The organism is Mesorhizobium sp. M7A.F.Ca.ET.027.02.1.1, from assembly GCF_004022985.1.
Lineage (GTDB): Bacteria > Pseudomonadota > Alphaproteobacteria > Rhizobiales > Rhizobiaceae > Mesorhizobium.
Genome location: NZ_RZOL01000096.1, coordinates 1 through 17249 on the forward strand (window position 1 = coordinate 1; position 17249 = coordinate 17249).

General features: G+C 62.3%; 16 protein-coding genes. 9 read left to right on the top strand and 7 right to left on the bottom strand.

Annotation, left to right across the window (positions count from 1 at the left end):
- On the top strand, positions 1 to 810 hold an 810-nt coding region (locus EN749_RS13355; RefSeq protein WP_145990912.1), incomplete at its 5' end, for an HlyC/CorC family transporter.
- A gap of 24 nt (positions 811 to 834) precedes the next feature.
- Here the strand turns inward: EN749_RS13355 and EN749_RS13360 are convergent.
- From EN749_RS13360 to EN749_RS13370, 3 genes are read right to left on the bottom strand one after another with little or no spacing between them, the layout of a single operon-like run.
- Positions 835 to 2376, bottom strand: a complete 1542-nt coding sequence (locus EN749_RS13360) for a SpoVR family protein (RefSeq protein WP_127396956.1) — start codon at positions 2374 to 2376, stop codon at positions 835 to 837.
- A gap of 9 nt (positions 2377 to 2385) precedes the next feature.
- Complete coding sequence (locus EN749_RS13365) at positions 2386 to 3696, bottom strand: YeaH/YhbH family protein (protein ID WP_127809179.1); 1311 nt, start codon at positions 3694 to 3696, stop codon at positions 2386 to 2388.
- A 17-nt stretch (positions 3697 to 3713) separates the two neighbouring features.
- Positions 3714 to 5663 (bottom strand): PrkA family serine protein kinase, encoded by a 1950-nt coding sequence (locus EN749_RS13370; RefSeq protein ID WP_127398465.1) that lies wholly within the window; start codon positions 5661 to 5663, stop codon positions 3714 to 3716.
- A 240-nt stretch (positions 5664 to 5903) separates the two neighbouring features.
- Between EN749_RS13370 and EN749_RS13375 the strand changes: the two genes are divergently transcribed.
- Positions 5904 to 6710 carry an alpha/beta hydrolase gene (locus EN749_RS13375; protein WP_128363295.1) on the top strand — a complete coding sequence of 269 codons (807 nt, stop codon included), beginning with the start codon at positions 5904 to 5906 and terminating at the stop codon, positions 6708 to 6710.
- Between the two features lie 100 nt (positions 6711 to 6810).
- Entirely contained in the window at positions 6811 to 8364 is a 1554-nt protein-coding gene (locus tag EN749_RS13380; protein ID WP_127396396.1) for an acetolactate synthase large subunit, read from the top strand.
- A gap of 30 nt (positions 8365 to 8394) precedes the next feature.
- Here EN749_RS13380 and EN749_RS13385 read toward each other — a convergent pair whose 3' ends face one another.
- Positions 8395 to 8697 (bottom strand): BolA family transcriptional regulator, encoded by a 303-nt coding sequence (locus EN749_RS13385; protein WP_013529365.1) that lies wholly within the window; start codon positions 8695 to 8697, stop codon positions 8395 to 8397.
- Between the two features lie 181 nt (positions 8698 to 8878).
- Between EN749_RS13385 and EN749_RS13390 the strand changes: the two genes are divergently transcribed.
- The 4 genes from EN749_RS13390 (at position 8879) to EN749_RS13405 (ending at position 13556) form a co-directional block, all read left to right on the top strand.
- Positions 8879 to 9508: a J domain-containing protein gene (locus tag EN749_RS13390; RefSeq protein WP_013529366.1), complete on the top strand. Its 630-nt coding sequence runs from the start codon at positions 8879 to 8881 to the stop codon at positions 9506 to 9508.
- 123 nt (positions 9509 to 9631) lie between these two features.
- Complete coding sequence (gene cobS, locus EN749_RS13395) at positions 9632 to 10618, top strand: cobaltochelatase subunit CobS (protein WP_013529367.1); 987 nt, start codon at positions 9632 to 9634, stop codon at positions 10616 to 10618.
- Between the two features lie 11 nt (positions 10619 to 10629).
- On the top strand, positions 10630 to 12531 hold the full coding sequence (cobT, locus tag EN749_RS13400) for a cobaltochelatase subunit CobT (RefSeq protein WP_013529369.1): 1902 nt from the start codon (positions 10630 to 10632) through the stop codon (positions 12529 to 12531).
- Entirely contained in the window at positions 12528 to 13556 is a 1029-nt protein-coding gene (locus EN749_RS13405; protein ID WP_127396394.1) for an esterase-like activity of phytase family protein, read from the top strand. Before cobT ends, EN749_RS13405 begins: the two co-directional genes overlap by 4 nt.
- Positions 13557 to 13566: 10 nt before the next feature.
- On the opposite strand, the gene EN749_RS13410 is transcribed toward EN749_RS13405, so the two are convergent.
- The 3 genes from EN749_RS13410 to rpmB all read right to left on the bottom strand — a co-directional run bounded on the left by EN749_RS13410 (position 13567) and on the right by rpmB (position 15458).
- A complete protein-coding gene (locus tag EN749_RS13410; protein ID WP_127809182.1) occupies positions 13567 to 14238 on the bottom strand; it encodes a hypothetical protein in 672 nt (223 codons plus the stop codon).
- A 59-nt stretch (positions 14239 to 14297) separates the two neighbouring features.
- Positions 14298 to 14978: a queuosine precursor transporter gene (locus EN749_RS13415; protein WP_127266961.1), complete on the bottom strand. Its 681-nt coding sequence runs from the start codon at positions 14976 to 14978 to the stop codon at positions 14298 to 14300.
- A gap of 183 nt (positions 14979 to 15161) precedes the next feature.
- Positions 15162 to 15458, bottom strand: coding sequence for a 50S ribosomal protein L28 (rpmB, locus tag EN749_RS13420; RefSeq protein WP_013529373.1), 297 nt, complete (start codon positions 15456 to 15458; stop codon positions 15162 to 15164).
- Positions 15459 to 15715: 257 nt separating this feature from the next.
- On the opposite strand from rpmB, the gene EN749_RS13425 reads away from it, so the two are divergent.
- Entirely contained in the window at positions 15716 to 16504 is a 789-nt protein-coding gene (locus tag EN749_RS13425; protein ID WP_023811078.1) for a DUF3108 domain-containing protein, read from the top strand.
- Positions 16505 to 16538: 34 nt separating this feature from the next.
- Positions 16539 to 17249, top strand: a 711-nt coding sequence (locus EN749_RS13430) for an EamA family transporter (RefSeq protein ID WP_128363296.1), incomplete at its 3' end; no start/stop codon positions are given.

Genomic DNA, 17249 nt, shown 5'->3' on the forward strand with positions numbered 1-17249 from the left:
AGGTTCGGATACGAGCTTTCGCGCATCGAGCCGCAGCGTTCCAGCCAGGACGAATTGCGCGGCGCGGTCGATGATTTCCGCCGCGACGGCCAGGTGGTGCGCGAGGATCGCGACCGCGTCGGCGGCCTGTTCGATCTCGCCGAGCTCGAAGTCTCCGACATCATGGTCCACCGCACCAATATGCGCTCGGTCAATGCCGACAATGCGCCGGAAGCGGTGGTGCGCGAGATTTTGCAAAGCCCGCACACCCGCATGCCGCTGTGGAAAGGCTCGCTCGACAACATCGTCGGCGTGCTGCATGCAAAGGATCTGCTGCGCGCCTTGAACGAAGTCGGCAACGACTTCTCCAGGATCGATGTGATGAAGATCGCCTCGAAACCATGGTTCGTGCCCGACACCACGACCTTGCAGGAACAACTCAACGCCTTCCTTCGCCGCAAGGCGCATTTCGCCGTCGTGGTCGACGAATATGGCGAGGTCGAAGGGCTGGTGACGCTGGAGGACATTATCGAGGAGATCGTCGGCGAGATCGCTGACGAGCATGATGTCGACATACAGGGCGTCAAGCAGGAGGCCGACGGCTCCGTGGTCGTCGACGGTACGGTGCCCATCCGTGATCTCAACCGGGCTCTCGACTGGAACCTGCCGGATGAGGAGGCCACCACCATTGCCGGCCTCGTCATCCACGAGACGCAATCGATCCCCGAGGAGAAGCAGGCTTTTACGTTCCACGGCAAGCGCTTCATCGTCATGAAACGCGACAAGAACCGGATCGCAAGGCTGAGGATCAGGCCAGCCGGCGACACCTGATACGTGCAGGGAGGCCGGGGCACGTCATCCGGCGATCTGGCTTGTCGAGCGTTCGTGGATCGTCGCGCCGGTCTCTGCATCTATGGCCGCCAGGCTGACTTCATAACCCCAAAGCCTGCGGATGTGACGAAGCGTGGCGTCGCGGCTGGCATCCTCGAGCAGGATGCCGTCATTGACCTTGTGCTGCAGGCGCAAATGGCGGTCGCCGAGCAGATCGACATCCACCACCTGAATGTCCGGCCGGTTCGCGCCGAGATCATAGCTGTTGGCGAGCGTGGCGCGTATCTTGGCGTAGCCGCGCTCGTCGTGGATCGAGGCGACCAGACAATGCGGTTGGTCGGCAGCGTCGCCAAGCACAAAAAACCGCCATTTCCGGATCAAGGCGGGACTGAGGTACTGGCGGATGAAGGATTCGTCGCGGTGCTCGGCCCAGGCGTCAAGCAGGACCTCGCGCCAGTTGCCCTGGCCAGCGATGTCGGGGAACCAATCGCGGTCCTCAGCCGTGGGTTTGGTCGAAATGCGCTGAATGTCCTGCATCATGTCGAGGCCGAGAGCATAGGGGTTGATGCCTGAAAAACGCGGATCGTCGAACGCCGGCTGAAAGACCACGTTGGAATGATTGCGCAGGATTTCGAGCATGGCGCCTTCGCTGATCTGGCCGCGGTCGAACAGCATGTTCATCAGCGTATAGTGCACGAACGTGGCGCAGCCCTCGTTCATCACCTGTGTTTGCCGTTGCGGGTAAAAATATTGCGCGATGACCCGAACGATCCTGATGATCTCACGCTGCCAGGGCTCCAGGACCGGGCTGTTCTTTTCCAGGAAATAGAGCAGGTTTTCCTCAGGCAGGTTTAGCGATTTCTTCCGCTCCGGGTCCTGGCCCTTGTCGTTGGCCGCTTGCTGCGAAGGCGGCAGCGTACGCCACAAGTCGTTGTAGGAGCGCTCCTCGTATTCGAGACGCTCGCGAATTCCTTCGCGCTGCCGTTCCGACGACAGCCTCGGCGGCCGGTGATAGCGAAACACGCCCTGATCCATCAGCGCGTGGGCGGAATCGAGCACAGCCTCGACGGCGGCGAGGCCGTGCCGCTCCTCGCAACGGACTATGTAGCCCTTGGCGAAGTCCAGGTAGCCGAGGATCGCACCTGCATCCGTCCATTGTTTGAACAATTGATTGTTCTTGAAGAAATGATTGTGCCCGAGAGCTGCATGGGCCGTCACCAAGGCCTGCAGGGCCATGGTGTTTTCCTCCATCAGATAGACGATGCAGGGATTGGAATTGATGACCAGTTCATAAGCAAGCCCTCGCCCGCCCTTGCGATAGAGCAGATCCTGGTGGAGGAAATGTTTGCCGAAAGACCAGTGACGGTACATCAATGGCATGCCAATGGACGAATAGGCGTCGAGCATCTGTTGCGAAGAGATGATCTCCATCTGAACGGGATAGGTGTCCAGATGAAGCTCTTCGACCGCAAGTGCCTCGATCGCGTCATAGGCCCGCGACAATGTTTTGAAATCCCAGTCGGACCCTGAAAAAAGCAGGCTGGATTTGCTGGCTTGTCTGACCATCGGGAACCCTCATGCCCGCTTGAGGGAGACCGGCTGCCTGCCGAAAAGCTGGCGAAAGACCGGGTAGATATCGGCGGGCGTAGCGATGCGGCTCATCTGGAAGTTCGGCCATTTCTGGTCGATGGCGTTATAGGCACGCCACAGCGATGTCCCGTTTTCGGTCGAGCCGAAAATATGGGCTTCACGCTCGTCGATGATCTCGACATAGGCAAAATACTGGCACAGCCGCATGAGCTCGCCGTTGAGAAGCGAAATGCATCGCTCTGAATCGCCGGCGAAATTGTCGCCGTCCGAGGCCTGGGCAGCATAGATATTCCAGTCGTGGGCCGGGTAGCGGCTCGCGATAATACGGTGCATTTCCTCCAGCGCGGTGGAAACGACAGTGCCGCCGCTTTGGGTGTTGTAGAAAAATGTCTCCTCGTCGACCTCCTGAGCCAGGTGCGTGTGGCGGATGAAGACAATCTCGATGCGGTCGTAGCGTCGTTTCAAGAACAGGTGCAGCAAGACGAAGAAGCGCTTGGCCAGATCCTTCTCGCGCTCGCCCATGGACCCGGACACGTCCATCAGACAGAACATGACGGCATTGGCGTTCGGCACCGGCCGGGAATCGAAGCGGTTGAAGCGGATGTCGACCGGATCGACATAGGCAATGCGTCGGCGGCGTCGTTCCAGCCGGTCAAGCTCTTCGCGCAATGCCGCGATACGCCGGCGCGCGTCGGCGCTGTATGGCGCCTCCTCGAGCGAGGCGATTTCCTCGAGGATCGCATCCAGTTCGACCTGCTTGGGGCGCCTCAGCGCAATGCGGCGGCCGTGGCTGTTGCGCATCGTGCGGCCGACATTGATGTTGGTCGGCGAACCGGTGGCGGCGAAGCCCGCCCTACGCGGCTTGAAGGCAAGGATCTCCTTGAGGTTGAGCTTGACCATGTCGGGGAGTTCGAGATCCTCGAAGAAAAGATCGAGCACTTCCTCGCGCGACAGTACGAAACGAAAGTCGTCCTCGGATGCCTTGTTTCCCGGGGACGACGCTCCCCCGCCGCCTCCGCCGGGCTTGGGGATCAGGTCTCCAGCGGAGAAATGCCTGTTGCCCGGCAAGATGTGCTGGCGCCTGCCGCTGTCGCGGGCGTTGTTGAAGCTCGGCTCGCTTGTGCCTCTTTCGGGCATGCGCACGGCGTGCTCGGAGTCCGCGTCGGCGATCCTGCCGGTGCGGATCTGGTCGCGTATGCTCCGTTTCAATTCCTCGCGCGCGCGTCGCAGGAAGCGCTGGCGATTGCCGAGGCTCTTGTCTTTCGGGTTCAGGCGGCGGTCGATGAAGATCGGCATGGAACCATCCGGGTTCTCTAACCCGCCCTGTTCACCCGCATGTACCAGTCCACAAGGCGACGAACCTGCCGCTCGGTGTAGCCGCGCTCGACCATCCGCTGCACGAATTCATTGTGCCGCTTTTCCGTGACGCTGTCCTGCTTGGAGCCGAAACTGATCACCGGCAGGAGGTCCTCGACCTGGCCGAACATGCGTTTCTCGATGACTTCCCGCAGCTTTTCGTAACTTGTCCACGCCGGGTTGCGGCCATGGTTTCTTGCACGGGCGCGCAGCGTGAATTTCACCACCTCATTGCGGAAATCCTTGGGATTGGCGATGCCGGCCGGTTTTTCGACCTGCGAAAGCTCGTTGTCCAAAACCTCGCGGTTGAGGATCTGGCCGGTGTCGGGATCCTTGTAGTCCTGGTCTTCGATCCAGGCGTCGGCATAGGCGATGTAGCGGTCGAAAAGATTCTGGCCGTACTCGCTGTACGATTCCAGATAGGCTTTCTGGATCTCATGGCCGATGAACTCGGCATACCGCGCGGCCAGCTCGGACTTGATGAACTCCAGATAGGCGGCTTCCGTCTCCTTCGGAAACTGTTCGCGCTTGATCGCCTCCTCCAGGATGTACATGAGGTGCACGGGGTCGGCGGCCACCTCTTCGGTGTCGTAGTTGAAGGTCTGCGACAGGATCTTGAAGGCAAAGCGCGTGCTGACGCCGGCCATGCCCTCGTCGACGCCGGCGGCGTCCCGATATTCCTGAACCGACTTTGCCTTGGGGTCGACCTCCTTGAGGTTCTCGCCATCATAGGCGCGCATCTTGGTGTAGAGCGGCGAGTTGTCGTGCTCGGCCAAGCGGGTCGAGACGGTAAACCGGCTGAGGATGTCCAGCACCTCTGGAGCGCAAGGACTGGCGGCCAATTCGCTCTCCCGCAGCAGTTTCTCGTAGATCCGCCGCTCTTCGGTTATCCGCAGGCAATACGGCACCTTGACCACGAGGATGCGATCGAGAAAAGCCTCATTGTTCTTGTTGTTCTTGAACTGCAGCCATTCCGACTCATTGGAATGGGCCACGATGATTCCCTGGTAGGGAAAGGCGCCGAAATTTTCGGTGCCGTTGTAGCTGCCTTCCTGGGTGGCGGTCAGCAGCGGATGCAGGACCTTGATAGGCGCCTTGAACATTTCGACGAATTCAAGCAGCCCCTGGGTGGTCCGGTTCAGTCCGCCACTATAGGAATAGGCGTCCGGATCGGATTGGCTGAAGTTTTCCAATTGCCGGATGTCCACCTTGCCGACCAGGGCCGAAACGTCCTGATTGTTCTCGTCGCCGGGCTCGGTCTTGGCGATGCCGATCTGGCGCAGTCGCGACGGCATCAGCTTGACGACGCTGAACTTGGAAATGTCGCCGGAAAGTTCGTCGAGGCGCTTGGCCGCCCATGGCGAAATGAGCCCATTCAACCGGCGTCGGGCAATGCCGTATTTGTCCTCCAGCAGGTCGCCCATGCGATCAGGATGGAAAAGACCAAGCGGCGATTCGAAAACCGGGCTGACCTGATTACCGACCTTCAGCGTGTAGATCGGGCGCTGTTCCATCAATTTCTTCAGACGCTCGGCAAGGGAGGATTTGCCGCCGCCCACGGGGCCGAGCAAATAGAGGATTTGCTTGCGCTCCTCGAGCCCCTGGGACGCATAGCGAAAATAGCCGGCGATGCGCTCGATTGTGTCCTCCATGCCATAGAAATCGGCAAAGGAGGGGTACACTTTCAGGGTCCGATTGGAGAATATGCGGCCGAGCCGCTCATCCTTGCTGGTGTCGACCAGGTTCGGCTCGCCGATCGCCTCGACCATTCGTTCAGGCGCCGAGGCATACATCGACTTGTCCTCGCGGCAGGCAAGGAGATATTGCTGGATGCTGATCTCTTCCTGCGCCGCGTTGGTGTAAATTTCCGAAAACAGATCGAAGACGTCAGACTGGTTCTCTCGCATGATGCTTTTGCCCTCGGAGCCGCTGTGGCTTCCATTCGGCTCACCTCGCATTCAACTGTCGGGGGGTACCGTTTGTTCCCTTCATATGAAGAGGTGGCTGCGATCGTAAGATTCGAGGCCACTCCGAGATCAAGGCGCTCGGTGCGGAGCGGCATTCAGCGCGGGTAGCGGGTGTGTTGCGAATCCCTGACTGGACGGCTGGGGCCGCCGCGTGCAGTCTTGCCTCGCCAGGAGACAATGATGATCGATCGACGAAGCCTGATCATGGCCTCGGTGGCGGCGATGCTGCCGTTGGAAGCATCGGCCGCGTCGGAAACACGCCGACCCACGCCAAAGACCTTCGACTACGGGCCGGCCAAGCTCGACATCTATGCGCCCGATGGGGCAATCGGCCTGCCGGTCGTGGTTTTCGTTCATGGCGGTACCTGGCAGTTTGGCAAACGCAGTCAGGTCGACGCCAAACCGGCTTTTCTGCTCGCCAACGGCTTTTGCTTCGTCTCCATCGATTATCGCATGTTGCCGCAGGCCGATGTCGCCACCCAGGCCGGTGACGTCGAAAAGGCCTACGCCTACATCAGGGCCAACATCGCCCGGCATGGCGGCGATCCAAACCGCATCGTTGGCATGGGCCATTCGGCCGGCTGCCATCTGATTGCGCTGACCGGCATGCGCGGCGGATTGCCCGGCATAGCTGCGCTCATTCTCGACGATACCAGGGCCTATGATCTTGCAGCACTTGCCAGGAAGGGCGGCATGGTGCGGGCCTATGCCCGCGTCTTTTCCAATCCCGCGCAATGGGCGGCACTGTCGCCGGCCAGCCATGTCGACGGCCGCAAGCCCCCGCCGACGTTCATTGCCTATTCGCGCGCCCCTGGCCGGAGTGAGGACTCCAAGGCCTTTGCCGAGCGCCTGCGCGCGACGGGCACCCAGGTCACGCTGTTCGACGGCAGCGCCTACACGCATATGTCGATCAATCGCGATTTCGGCGAGGACGGCGATGCGCTGACCGCGGCCGCGCTGGCATTCCTGAAATCGACGGTTGGCTGATCCTTACGGCACTGGATCAGATCAAAAGTGGCGGCGGGATATTGCTGTGCGGGCGCGCCCGGGTGCAAGTGCTCTTCGATCGTGAGCGGGAGGGAATTGCATGAACGGCGCCGATGTCCTGTGTGACGTGCTTCTGGCCAATGATGTGACGGTCTGCTTTGCCAATCCCGGCACCTCCGAAATGCATTTCGTTGCAGCACTTGACCGCAAGCCGAAAATGCGTTGCGTGCTCGGGCTGTTCGAGGGCGTGGTGACGGGTGCCGCCGATGGCTATGCGCGGATGACCGATCGGCCGGCCGCGACGCTGCTGCATACCGGTCCCGGCCTGGCCAACGGGCTCGCCAACATGCACAATGCCCGGCGTGCCTTCAGCCCGATGATCAACATCGTCGGCGACCACGCCTCTTACCATCTGCCGCTCGATGCCCCGCTCACCAGCGATATCGAGAGCCTTGCGGCGCCGATGTCCAACTGGGTCGGCCGCGTCAAGGGCTCGGCCGATATCGTGCCGGCAGCTGAAGCAGCCTTTCGTGCCTCGCTGACACCGCCCGGCGTCGCGACGATGATCCTGCCGGCGGATGCCGCCTGGGGCGCAGTCGACGCGGTTTCGGTCGGCAAGGTGAAGCTGGTGCCAGCGCCGGCCGTCGATATGGACGCCGTGCGCAAGGTCGCCGCGGCGATCCGTACCGCTCCGGGCCGGGCAGGCATGATCGTTCGCGGAAAGGCCGCACGCGCCGATGGGCTCGCCATCGCCGGGCAGATTTCGACGGGCAGCGATGTCCGCCTGTTCGGCGAGGTTCTGATCGCACGGATGCAACGCGGGCGCGGGCGTGTCGCGCCGACCCGCATTCCCTATCCGGTCGATGCGGCGATGGCTGTGCTCAGGGATGTCGATGTTCTGATCCTGGTCGGCGCGAAGGAGCCGGTTGCCTTCTTCGCCTATCCGGGGAAACCGGGACGGCTCGTCCGGGAAGGCTGCGAGGTGCTGACACTGGCCGCCCATGGCGACGATCTGCATGCGGCGCTGGAGGCGCTTCGCGACGAACTTGGCATCAAGCCGTCACAACAACAGGTGCTCGCGGCCGCTTTTCCCGACGAGGCAACGCCGAACGGCAAGCTGACGGAAGATGCCATCGCGCTGTCGGTGGCGCGGAAACTGCCGGCCGATGCGATCGTTTGCGATGAAGCGGTCACCTCGGCCAGGCGTTTCTTCGCGCTGTCGGCCTTTGCAGCGCCGCACGACTACATGATGGGCACGGGCGGATCGATCGGCGGCGGCATCCCGATGGCGACCGGGGCGGCAATCGCCTGTCCGGACCGCAAGGTGATCAACCTCGAAGCCGACGGCAGCGGCATGTACACGGTACAGGGATTGTGGACGCAGGCGCGGGAAAAGCTCGACGTGGTGACGATCGTGTTTTCCAATCGAACCTATGCAATCCTGCATGGCGAGATGAAGAATGTCGGCGTGGGCGCGATCGGCGAGAACGCCAGGCGCATGCTCGACCTCGACCATCCCTCGCTCGACTGGGTGTCGCTGGCCAAAGGCATGGGCGTGGAGGCGGCTCGCGCCGATACGTGCGAGCGCTTCGAGGCGCTGCTGGACAGCGCGCTGTCACGGCGCGGGCCGTTCCTCATCGAAGCGGTGCTCTGAGCGCGGCGAAAAACGATCGGCGGAACCGAGCTACCAGCGGGTCTTTTCGCCGGGAGCCGCCGGTTCGATCGCCAGCGCGTGCACGCCGGCCTTCAATTCGTCGGCAAGCAGTTCATTGACGGCGCGGTGACGGTCGATGCGGCTCATGCCGGCAAAGGCGGAAGCGACGACGCGGACGCGAAAATGCGTCTCGCCGGTGCCGTCATAAGTGCCGTGATGGTCGGAGCCGTGATGGTGGTGGCCGGCATGGAGATGGCTCTCGTTGATGATAACCAGCCTGTCCGGCGAAAATGCCTTATTGAGCTTGTCTTCCATGGTCGCCTGTATGGACATCGCCATCTCCCTTCACCACATATCGCTGGCGTCTCGGCCTGGAAACCGAAAATCGGTTTCGCAAGGGGCCGCCGCCGAGCAACAAAATCCGCCATTCGCCTGCTTTATGCCGCGATTCAGCGGTTAGGGCGATGATCGCGAAAATGTCAATTCTTGTTTCGCATCTGCGAACGCCCCATAAATGGGTAAGATGAAGCCGTACCCCAAATATTTCGAGAAGATTCGCGTCCGCCCCGACAAGGACGCGGAGCTGAAGTCGCACTCGCCGATCTGCCAGTGGGACGGCTGCAAGGAAGCGGGCACCCATCGTGCGCCGGTCGGGCGCATGAAGGAAGGCGAGTATTTCCACTTCTGCTTCGATCATGTGCGCGAGTACAACAAGGGCTTCAACTACTTTTCCGGCGTGCCGGACACCGAGGTCGCGCGCTTCCAGAAGGAAGCCATGACCGGGCACCGGCCGACCTGGAAAATGGGCGCCAACGGAGCCTCGACGCGATCGTCGCCCGATATGGCCCAGATGCGTTCCGGCCGGGCCGGCTACTATAACCGCATGCGCGACCCGTTCGACCTGTTCAAGGGACCGAAGGATCCGCGCGAGGCGCGCGAGCGCAAGGCCAAGCCGCTTGAGGCCAAGGCGCTGGAAACGCTTGGTCTTGATACAAAGGCGACTGGCAAGGAGATCAAGGCGCGCTATAAGGAACTGGTGAAACTGCACCATCCGGATGCGAATGGTGGCGACAGAGGTTCGGAAGACCGGTTCCGCGATGTGCTGCAGGCCTATCGCGTGCTCAAACAGGCGGGCCTGTGCTGAGCGGCCATACGGTTCGTGTCGTTTTCCAACTTTCATAAGGTTGGAAAAGGCTCTAAGACCGCCCCCGGACAAAATCGATTGCCGGCGAAATCAGACGTTTCGCCCGTGGAGACGTTGAGAGATATGAACAAGGTCGATCGTGACATCGCCAACCTGCCCGACACGACGGTGTCGGTGAAGGAGAAATTCGGCTTCGAGTCCAAGATGGTGGTGCCGGCCTATTCGGTGACATCGGAGCATGTGCCGGACATCGATCCGGACTATCTGTTCGACAAGAACACGACGATGGCGATCCTTGCGGGCTTTGCCTACAACCGCCGCGTCATGGTGTCGGGCTATCACGGCACCGGCAAGTCGACCCATATCGAACAGGTCGCCGCTCGCCTCAACTGGCCTTGCGTGCGCGTCAACCTCGACAGCCATGTCAGCCGTATCGATCTCGTCGGCAAGGACGCGATCGTCGTCAAGGACGGTTTGCAGATCACCGAATTCCGCGACGGCATCCTGCCCTGGGCCTACCAGCACAATGTCGCGCTGTGCTTCGACGAGTACGATGCCGGCCGTCCGGATGTGATGTTCGTCATCCAGCGCGTGCTGGAATCGTCGGGCCGGCTGACGCTGCTCGACCAGAGCCGGGTCATTCGCCCGCATCCGGCCTTCCGGCTGTTCTCGACCGCAAACACGGTCGGCCTTGGCGACACCACCGGCCTCTATCACGGCACCCAGCAGATCAACCAGGCGCAGATGGACCGCTGGTCGATCGTCACCACGCTGAACTATTTGCCGCACGACAACGAAGTCGCCATCGTGCTGGCCAAGGCCAAGCACTATCGCGACGGCAAGGGCAAGGACATCGTCAACAAGATGGTGCGCGTCGCCGACATGACGCGCTCGGCCTTCATCAACGGCGATCTGTCGACCGTGATGAGCCCGCGCACGGTGATCACATGGGCCGAGAATGCCGAGATATTCGGCAATATCGGCATGGCGTTCCGGCTGACCTTCCTCAACAAATGCGACGAACTGGAGCGCTCGGTGGTGGCCGAGTTCTATCAGCGCGCCTTCGGCGAGGATCTGCCCGAGAGCGCCGCCAACGTGGTGCTGGGCTAAGCAGGGTCTCGATGGCGGGTCCGGGCGACAACACGCGCAACAAGTCGAAGACGGGGTCTGAAGCCGATAGCTTCAAGCGCGCCGTCACCGTCTGCATGCGCGCCATTGCCGGCGACAAGGAACTGGAGGTCGGTTTCGCCAAGGACCGGCCGGCGCTCGCCGGCAGCCGCGCGCGCTTGCCGGAGCTGCCCAAGAAGGCATCGAAGACCGATATTGCGATCACCCGCGGCCTCGGCGATTCCATGGCGCTGAAGCGCGCCTGCCATGATGTGCGCATCCACACCAAGCTGGCGCCGGAAGGCAAGGCGGCCCGCGCCATCTATGACGCGGTCGAGCAGGCTCGCGTCGAGGCGATAGGCTCACGCGCCATGCAGGGCGTTGCCGACAATATCGGCTCGATGCTGGAGGACAAATACGCCAAGGCCAACCTCGTCGACATCAAGGACAAGGCCGACGCGCCGATCGAGGAAGCTCTTGCCCTGATGGTCCGCGAGAAGCTGACCGGCCGCCCGGTCCCGAAAAGCGGCGAGCGGCTGGTCGAACTCTGGCGCCCTTGGGTCGAGGAGAAGGCCAAGGCCGACCTCGACGGATTGTCGGCCAAGCTCGGCGACCAGCAGGCGTTCGCCCGGGTCGTGCGCGAGATGCTCGCCTCCATGGAAATGGCCGAGGAACTTGGCGACGACCAGGAGACGGAAGATTCCGAGGACAATGACGACAACCAGCCGCAAGGCGAGGAGCAGAGCGAGGAGGGTGGCGAAGAGGATTCCGGCTCCGAGCAGTCGCAGTCCGAGGATGCCGAAGCTTCGGCCGATGACGAGCAGTCGGCCGAGACGGAAGCCTCCGATGCCACCGCCGACGATCTGTCCGACGATGACGACGCCGATGCCGAAACACCCGGCGAGGCGCGCCGTAACGACAATCCCTTCACCAATCTGCCGAAGGAAATCGACTACAAGGTCTTCACCACGGCTTTCGACGAGACGGTCGGCGCCGAGGAACTGTGCGAAGAAGAAGAACTCGACCGGCTGCGCGCCTTCCTCGACAAGCAGCTGGCCAATCTGTCCGGCGTCGTTGGGCGGCTGGCCAACCGGCTACAGCGCCGGCTGATGGCGCAGCAGAACCGCTCCTGGGATTTCGACCTGGAAGAAGGTTACCTCGACCCGGCAAGGCTGGTGCGGGTCGTCATCGACCCGATGCAGCCGCTGTCGTTCAAGCAGGAGCGCGACACCAAATTTCGCGACACGGTGGTGACGCTGGTGCTCGACAATTCCGGCTCGATGCGCGGCCGGCCGATCACGGTCGCGGCAACCTGCGCCGACATCTTGGCGCGCACGCTGGAGCGTTGCGGCGTCTCGGTCGAGATCCTCGGCTTCACGACACGGGCGTGGAAGGGCGGGCAGGCGCGCGAGAAATGGCTGAAGGATGGCAAGCCGCCGAATCCTGGCCGGCTCAACGATCTGCGCCACATCATCTACAAGTCCGCCGACCATCCATGGCGGCGGGCACGGCGCAATCTCGGCCTGATGATGCGCGAAGGCCTGCTCAAGGAAAATATCGACGGCGAGGCGCTGCTGTGGGCGCACAACCGGCTGATCGCCCGGCCCGAGCAGCGCAAGATCCTGATGATGATCTCGGACGGCGCGCCGGTCGACGATTCGACGCTGTCGGTCAATCCGGGCAACTATCTCGAGCGCCATCTGCGCGCCGTCATCGAGCTGATCGAGACGCGTTCGCCGGTGGAACTGCTGGCCATCGGCATCGGCCACGACGTCACGCGCTACTACCGCCGCGCTGTCACCATCGTCGATGCCGAGGAACTGGCCGGCGCCATGACCGAGCAACTGGCTTCGCTGTTCGCCGAGGAAAGCGCGAAGGATACGCGACGCGGCGGTGGTATGCGGCGCGCCGGATGATTTCCAGGCGCGGCGGGTTTCGGCAGACGCTTTTCGCCGCCATCGTCCTGCTTTCCGGCGTGGCTTCGGCGGCAGCCGGTTCGGCTGACTCTGGTTCTGTCGAACCGGTCGAAATCTCGGCCCGCCCGATCACCCAATTCCACATTGGCCGTGCCGACAAGCAGTTCGGCGCTTTCGAATTCGTCGGCGGGCTGGAGATGACCTCGCCGACACGCGATTTCGGCGCGCTGTCAGCCTTCCGCTTCCTGAAAGCCGGCGGTGACTTCATCGGCGTTGCCGACACCGGCTTCTGGTTCTTCGGCACGGTGGTCCGCGACGCGGAAAAGCGACCCTCCGGCATCCAGAATTTCCGCATGCAGCAGATGGTGGACCAGACCGGCCGGCCGATCGACAGGAAATGGGAGGTCGATGCGGAAGGTCTCGCGGTCAAGGACGGCATCGCCACCGTCGGCTTCGAGCGCAGCCACCGCGTCGCCCAGTTCAAGATCGACCCCAACGACATGAAGGCGCCGTTCAAGCCGCTGGATTTCGTCGTGCCGGCCCGCGAGCTGCGCCAGAATCGCGGCTTCGAGACCGTCACCCACGCCAATGCCAACGGCCAGCATGAGGGCGGCCTGGTCGTGGTCTCCGAGAAGAGCCTGGACAAGGCCGGCAACATCTATGCCGCCATCATCGAAGGGCCGCACAAGGGCGTCTTCACCGTCAAGCGCAATGGCGATTTCGACATCACCGACGGCGCCTTCCTGCCCGATGGTGATCTGTTGCTTCTGGAGCGCAGTTTCTCGATGGCCAGCGGCGTCAAGATGCGGCTGCGGCGCATCTACGGCGAAAGCGTCGAGAAGGGCGCGGTCGCCGACGGGCCGGTGCTGCTGGAGGCCGACATGGACTACCAGATCGACAATATGGAAGGGCTCGACGTCTGGAGCCGCGACGACGGCGCGCTGATGGTGTCGCTGATCTCCGACGACAACCACTCGATCCTGCAGCGCAACCTCTATCTGGAATTCATTCTCCACCAGGATTGAGCCAGCCGGCTTACGTCCTGTTGGCGATCCAGATGACATGGCGGGCGCCGCGCTTGCCGTTGGCGCGCGTACTGACCTCTTCGACCGCGAAGCCTGCCTGCTTCAGCCGCCGCGTGAAGCCGCTGTCGGGGCCTTGCGACCACACCGCCAGCACGCCGCCGGGTTTCAGGGCGCTGCGTGCGGCTGCGAGGCCTTGCACGCTGTAAAGTGCGTCGTTGGATTTGTGGACGATGCCTTCCGGGCCGTTGTCGACATCGAGCAGGATGGCGTCCCAGGCCGCGGGCCGCGACCGGATCAACTGCCCGACATCGGTTTCCTGGATGGTGACGCGAGGATCGTCGAGACAGCCGTCAAAGATTTCGGCCATCGGGCCACGTGCCCAGGCGACGACGGCGGGCACCAGTTCGGCGACGACAATTCCGGCATCATTGGCCAATTCTGTGAGTGCGGCGCGCAAGGTAAAACCCATGCCAAGCCCACCGATCAGGATTGTGGGCCGGCTATGGCCGGCAATCCGCTCACAGGACAGTTTTGCCAGCGCTTCCTCGGAACCGCTGAGGCGGCTGTTCATGAGCTCGTTGGTGCCCAGCATGATCGAGAATTCGGTGCCGCGCCGCTTGAGGCGAAGTTCTTGTCCGCCGTCCGGGGTCTTTGCCGAATCGAGCTGAACCCACGGGATCATGATCTTTGTCCGACCATGATCTTTTCCGAAAATCGGGTCCCACTTTTCGGGATCATGGTTTAAGCCGCAACCGCGGGCTGGCTCCAGCGGGCCGCGAGCAGACGGTAGGGGATCAACGCCACCACGGCGATGATCAGCTTCACGCTGAGGTCGCCCAGCGCCCAGGAGATCCAACGCATCGCGTCGACATGGAACACGCCCATCAAGGGTGCGTTTTCCAACGCAAAGCCGTCGTTGGGACCAGCGAAGGCAAAGGCGGCCGAGAACGCGACGGTGAAGAACACGGCTGTGTCGAACACCGACCCGACCAGCGTGCCGACGATCGGCGCCCGCCACCAGCTCTGGCGGCGCAGCCGGTTGAAGACAGTCACATCGAGCAATTGCGCGGCAAGGAACGCCGCTCCGGACGCGGCCGCGATCCGCACCAGCCGGTCGGCGGCGGTCTCGAATTCGATCAGGCCGTGACGGAACAGGAAGGGCGGGACAAGGATCGAGCAGATCACCGCCGTCATGAAGCCGACAAAGACGATCCGGCGCGCCACAGTGGGGCCGTAACGGCGGTTGGCGAGGTCGGTGACCAGAAACGAGAAGGGATAGGTGAAGGCCCCCCAGGTCAGAAGGTCGGCCAGCGAGAGGCCGCCGATCTGGCCCTGCATCGGGAATTGCACGAGAATGTTCGATGCCACGACGACAAGCGTCATGGCGGCCACGAAGGGCAAGTATCGCGAGAAGAAAGTCATTTTTTTATCCTGGGTAATGGAACCAGCGGAACGTATTCCGAAATCGGATTACGCTAGCTTCGTAATTTAAGCATCGGGTTGCCGAAACCTTGCGGCTTCGATCCGATGCCTAGGCCAACAAGAGGTCGGCCAGAGGCCAACAAGAGGTTGGCCAGGGCGGTCGTCCCCCGCCTTTGAACTGTTTTAAGCGGCAGCCTGTTCGGCGGTCTTCTTGGCGATCTGCTTCTTCAGCAAACGGGCGCGCTGCGACAATTCCTTGACGTCGGCCTTGGCCAGGAAGGCGTCGAGGCCGCCGCGATGTTCGACCGAACGCAGCGCGTTGGCCGAAATGCGAAGACGCACGTTCTGGTTCAGCGCTTCCGAAATCAGCGTCACATTGACGAGGTTCGGCAGGAAGCGACGCTTGGTCTTGTTGTTGGCGTGGCTCACATTGTTGCCGGACATGACTGCCTTGGCAGTGAGTTCGCAGGTGCGGGACATTGTTCTAACCTTCAGTTCTCGGGGTCTGCCAAACACTCAAGCCCACGCCGGGTGGCGCGCGGTTCTGGTCAGGCGGCCTTATGGAAAAAGTTGGCGTTCCATAGTTGCATTTCGCCGAGGCGTCAAGCTCCAGCTTGCCTGCGGACACGCCCGGCATTTCATATTAAGGCCGGAATTCATCCTATAAGCGGTTCCATAGGGACATGCCAGACCGGAGTTGCCCACCTCCGGCCGAAAATCAAGGACCCGATCCCGCCATGCTTCGTTCGCCACATGCCCTTGTTGCCATGCTTGCCATAGCTTTGCCGTCCGCCGCGTCTGCTGCCTCGCCGCAGTCGTTCAAGGGCGAGTACACAGTGTCGTTCCTCGGCCTTTCGATAGCGAAATCAACGTTTTCCAGCCGCTATGAGAACGGCGCCTACGCGATCCAAGGCAGTGTCACCGCAGCCGGCCTCGCCAAGCTGTTCGACGATACGCGCGGCACGATCTCATCCAAAGGCACGATCGCGGGCAAGAAGATGGTGCCGCAGGCATTCCGCGCCGATTACACCTCCGGCAAGAAGGCATCGGTTGTCGATATCCGCTTTGCCAATGGCAGGGTCACCTCGACGAAGGTCGTGCCGGCGCCGGGCAAACGCGACCCCAAGAACTGGGTACCGCTCGGTGCCGGCGACCTGGCGTCGGTGCTCGATCCCATGGCCGCCACCGTCATTCATGCCGACAGTCTCGACCAGGTCTGCGGCCGCACGGTGAAGTTCTATGACGGCGAGATGCGTGCCGACCTGACGTTGACCTACGCGTCGAAAGGCACGATCTCGGTCCCAGGCTACAAGGGCGACACCGTCACCTGCCAGATGGGCTTCGAGCCGGTGGCGGGTTATCGCAAGGGCCGCAAGGCGCTCAACTATCTCAAGAACAAAAGCCGCATGATGGTGACGTTTGCACCGCTCGGCCAAACCGGCGTATATGCGCCGATCCGTGCCACGGTGGGCACGCAGATCGGCACCTTGACCATCAGCGCCGGGCGTTTCGAAGCCGTACAATAGCCAGGCGCGGAATTGGCGCGCCACTGGAGACAGAATGGGGCGCGCAACACTGATCGGCTTTTCGGCGGTCGCCATGTGGGCGTTGCTCGCACTGCTCACCGATGCGTCGGGCCAGGTGCCGCCGTTCCTCTTGTCGGCGATCACCTTCTCGATCGGCACCGGGGTCGGGCTCATCGCGCGGCTGTTCATGCCGGCACCCGACAAGAGCCAGAAGATACCGCCGCAGGTGTGGCTGATCGGCATTGCCGGCCTGTTCGGCTACCACTTCTTCTATTTCACCGCGCTGCGCAATGCGCCGGCGGTGGAGGCGAGCCTGATCGCCTATCTGTGGCCGCTGCTGATCGTGCTCGGCTCGGCGCTGATGCCGGGCGAAAAACTGGCGTGGAACCATGTCGTCGGCGCGCTGCTCGGCCTTGCCGGCACCGTGCTGATCGTCACCAAGGGTGGCGGGCTGGCCTTCGACGCCCGCTATTCCTTCGGCTATGCCATGGCTGCCGTCTGCGCCGTCCTGTGGTCGTCCTATTCGTTGTTGTCGCGGCGCTTCCCGTCGGTGCCGACCAGCATCGTCACCTGGTTCTGTGCTGCCACCGCGGTGCTGTCGCTCGCCTGCCACCTGGCGCTGGAACAGACCGTTCTGCCCGTCGGCGCCGGCCAGTGGCTGGCGGTGCTTGGTCTTGGCCTGATGCCGGTGGGCGCTGCCTTCTATGCCTGGGACATCGGCGTCAAGCGCGGCAACATCCAGGTG